At 69.6% G+C, this 3,725-nt stretch carries 2 protein-coding genes; both read right to left on the bottom strand.

Features of this window, described 5'->3' with window-relative positions; translation table 11 throughout:
* Nucleotides 1–78: 78 nt before the first annotated feature.
* Complete coding sequence (locus IF43_RS0135210; RefSeq protein ID WP_234332648.1) at nt 79–1,341, bottom strand: GDSL-type esterase/lipase family protein; 1,263 nt, start codon at nt 1,339–1,341, stop codon at nt 79–81.
* A gap of 491 nt (nt 1,342–1,832) precedes the next feature.
* On the bottom strand, nt 1,833–3,452 hold the full coding sequence (aceB, locus tag IF43_RS0135205) for a malate synthase A (RefSeq protein ID WP_030210899.1): 1,620 nt from the start codon (nt 3,450–3,452) through the stop codon (nt 1,833–1,835).
* Between the last annotated feature and the right edge of the window lie 273 nt (nt 3,453–3,725).

Genomic DNA, 3,725 nt, shown 5'->3' with positions numbered 1-3,725 from the left:
GTGCCGAGGTGGTGAGAGGGGGTTCTCCCCAGGCACCCCTGGGTGGGGTGCCTGGGAGGTGGGTGCTTGGGTGTTCGCTTACGGGGCGGCGGTCAGGTACATGCCGCTCGCGTCGCTGCCCGCCGTGTTGCGGCAGGAGTTGCTGGCGGTCGCCGACTGGGCGTAGGCGAGGGCCAGGCAGCGCTGGAGGGCCAGCTGGCCGAAGTGGTTCGGGTGCATGGACTCCTGCACCTTCCCCTGCGTCTCGCTGCTGTCGATCCACCGCGCCCACTCGCTGGTGGTGGCGGACGCCGGTGACGTGGCGCTGACCAGCTTGCTGGACTTCGCGCAGACCTCGCGGCCCTGGAGCATGTCGCGCAGGTCGAGGAACTGTGCGCCCTTGGCCGCGGCCACTGCCTTCAGCCGGCCGGCGAGCTGCGGGACCAGCGAGTCCCGGGCCCAGTCGGAGTCGCGGTTCCAGAACGGGCAGCCGCCGCTGTTCACCCGGCTCCAGCCGCTCTCGGAGTAGCGGTTCTCCGCGGCGCGGGGGATGGGCGACGGGTAGGACTGCAGCACGATCCGGTAGGAGGAGCTGCTGTACCCGGCCGTCGACATCACGGCCCGGATCTCGTCGATGGCCTTGCCCACCTTGGTCATCACGCCGTCGATCTTGGAGTCCACGGCCGCCTGCTGGTCGTCGTAGCAGTACGAGTACCAGACGATGTAGTCCGAGGCGCAGGTGGTGATGATGTCGGCGAAGCCGAGGTCGTTGCCGCCGATCGAGAGCGCGATCGCCTTGACGTCGTTCGCGGCGGCCACGGCGGCGAGCTGGTCGGCCTGCGGGGCCTCGCCCTTGTACGAGACGCCGCCGTTGGCGGACCGGAAGACGTTGTCGCTGACGGCGCCGGAGCAGGCCAGGTTGATCACCTTCTGCACGCTGCCGGCCGCGCCGTTGACCTCGGCGGAGTCGGAGCGGTCGCAGCCGCTGGCGGCCGTGGCCCCGTAGACGCGGCTGGGGTCGTACGTGCTGCCGCTGACCCAGGCGCGGTCGGTGCCGTCGCGACTGCCGCTGTTGGTGAGGCTGTTGCCCTTCCAGCGGCCGGCCTCGCCGGAGATGTAGCTGTCGCCCATGCTCACGAAGGCCGTCGGGCCGTTGCCAGGGCTCGCGGTCGCGGGCCCGCTTCCGGCGGCGACGAGGGCGCCGACCAGGAGCGGAAGGGTGCACACGGCGGCCGTGAGCCGTCTCCGCGAGGTGGACGGGGACGCGGGGGACTTGGGGGACGCGGGCGACGTGGGGGACGTGGGCGACGTGGGCGACGTGCTGGTCGTGCGGGCGGTGCGGGAGGTGCGGAATCCGATCACTGCGGAACTCCTGCGGTCGGCCACGCCCGAGGAGGAAGCGGACAACTCGGGCGCATGGCTGAGGAAGTGGGGGTACCGCCGGCCGGTGGCGACAGGAATGTGTCATGGCTTGTTTTGTTACCGCTAGGTAGCGTCAGATTTCGATTGGGTAACGGCCGACCGGTCGTTCGGGTGGGTGGTGACCGCCCCGCCTTCCGCTTCTGTTCGCGTTTCGGTTCCGGTTGTGCGCTCTGCGGACGGGTGGGTGTGGCTCCGAGGTGCTGGGGTGCCGTCGGCCCCTCGGTTCCGTTCCGGAAACGCCTCGGCCCCCGGTGCGGGGCACCGGGGGCCGAGGGGTGTTGCTGGGTCGAGTTGTGCTGCGGTGTGCTGTGTTGGGTCGTGCTGTGTTGCGGTGTGCTGTGTTGGGTTGTGCTGCGTTGTGCTGTGTTGCGGTGTGCTGTGTTGGGTTGTGCTGTGCTGCGGTGTTTGGTGCTGGGGCGGCTGCTGTGCGGTCAGCCGACCAGCTGCTCGTACGCGGGGAGGGTGAGGAAGTCCGCGTAGTCCGAGTCCAGGGAGACCTGGAGGAGGAGGTCGTGCGCCTGCTGCCACTTGCCGGCCGCGAAGGCCTCCTCGCCGATCTCGGCGCGGATGGCGGCGAGCTCCTCGGCGGCGACCTCGCGGGCGAGGTCGGCGGTGGCGAGCTTGCCGTTCTCGAAGACGACGCCCGCGTTGATCCACTGCCAGATCTGCGAGCGGGAGATCTCGGCGGTGGCCGCGTCCTCCATGAGGTTGAAGATCCCGACCGCCCCGAGGCCGCGGAGCCAGGCCTCGATGTAGCGGATGCCGACCTGGACCGCGTTGCGCAGGCCGTCGTACGTGGGCTTGGCGTCGAGGGAGTCGATGGCGATCAGGTCGCCCGGCGCGACGGCGACGTCCTCGCGCAGGCGGTCCTTCTGGTTCGGCTTGTCGCCGAGGACGGCGTCGAAGGAGGCCATCGCGATCGGAACGAGGTCCGGGTGGGCGACCCAGGAACCGTCGAAGCCGTCGCCGGCCTCCCGGTCCTTGTCCGCCTTGACCTTCTCGAAGGCGACCTTGTTGACCTCGGCGTCCTTGCGGGACGGGATGAAGGCCGCCATGCCGCCGATGGCGTGTGCGCCCCGCTTGTGGCAGGTGCGGACGAGGAGTTCGGTGTACGCCCGCATGAACGGGGCGGTCATGGTCACCGCGTTGCGGTCCGGGAGGACGAACTTCTCGCCGCCGTCACGGAAGTTCTTGACGATGGAGAAGAGGTAGTCCCAGCGGCCGGCGTTCAGCCCCGCGGCGTGGTCGCGCAGCTCGTAGAGGATCTCCTCCATCTCGTACGCCGCCGTGATCGTCTCGATCAGGACGGTCGCGCGGACCGTGCCCTGCGGGATCCCGACGTAGTCCTGGGCGAAGACGAAGATGTCGTTCCAGAGGCGGGCCTCCAGGTGCGACTCCGTCTTCGGGAGGTAGAAGTACGGGCCCTTGCCGAGCGAGATGAGGCGCTTGGCGTTGTGGAAGAAGTACAGGCCGAAGTCGACGAGCGCGCCGGGGACCGGGCGGCCGTCGAAGCGCAGGTGGCGCTCCTCCAGGTGCCAACCGCGGGGCCGCATCACGACGGTCGCGAGCTCGGCGGCCGGCTTGAGCGCGTACGACTTGCCGGACTTCGGGTCGGTGAAGTCGATCTGGCGCTCGTAGGCGTCGATGAGGTTGAGCTGGCCGAGGACGACGTTCTCCCAGGTGGGGGCGGAGGCGTCCTCGAAGTCGGCGAGCCAGACCTTGGCGCCCGAGTTCAGGGCGTTGATGGTCATCTTGCGGTCGGTCGGACCGGTGATCTCCACGCGGCGGTCGTTGAGCGCGGCCGGCGCCGGCGCCACCTTCCAGTCGCCCTCGCGGATCTGTGCGGTCTCCGGGAGGAAGTCGAGGTGGGAGGTGCGGGCGATCTCGGCTCGCCGCTCGGCGCGACGGGCGAGGAGCTCGTCGCGGCGGGGGGTGAACCGCCGGTGCAGCTCGGCCACGAAGGCCAGCGCCGCTTCTGTGAGGACCTCGTCCTGCCGGGGCAGGGGCTCGGCGTCGACGATGGCCAGCGGGGACGGCGCTGGTGCTGACATAACTGTCACTCCTTCAGCGGCGGTGCCTGGCGGCCGCGGGGAAGGCTCGTGCAGTCCCGCGGTTGCGGCACGGAGTGCCGGGTGGCGGGAGAGTTCCGTCAAGCGGTCGCGGGCGCCGTCTGTGGTTCAGGGCGCTTCTGACCAGTGGATAGTAATTTCCACGTGGTGGAAGTTCAATGGTTTGTTGATGTCGAGATTCTCTGGGTCGACAGAAACCCGGTTCGGGTGGCTCTGAGTGCCATGTCGGTCACGGGGTGCGGTGGGGTTGGGGGG

Origin of the sequence: Streptomyces sp. NRRL S-87 (assembly GCF_000719335.1) — a bacterium.
Lineage (GTDB): Bacteria > Actinomycetota > Actinomycetes > Streptomycetales > Streptomycetaceae > Streptomyces.
Note: the sequence above shows the minus strand (reverse complement) of the source record. Positions and strands in the feature narration are given on the sequence as shown.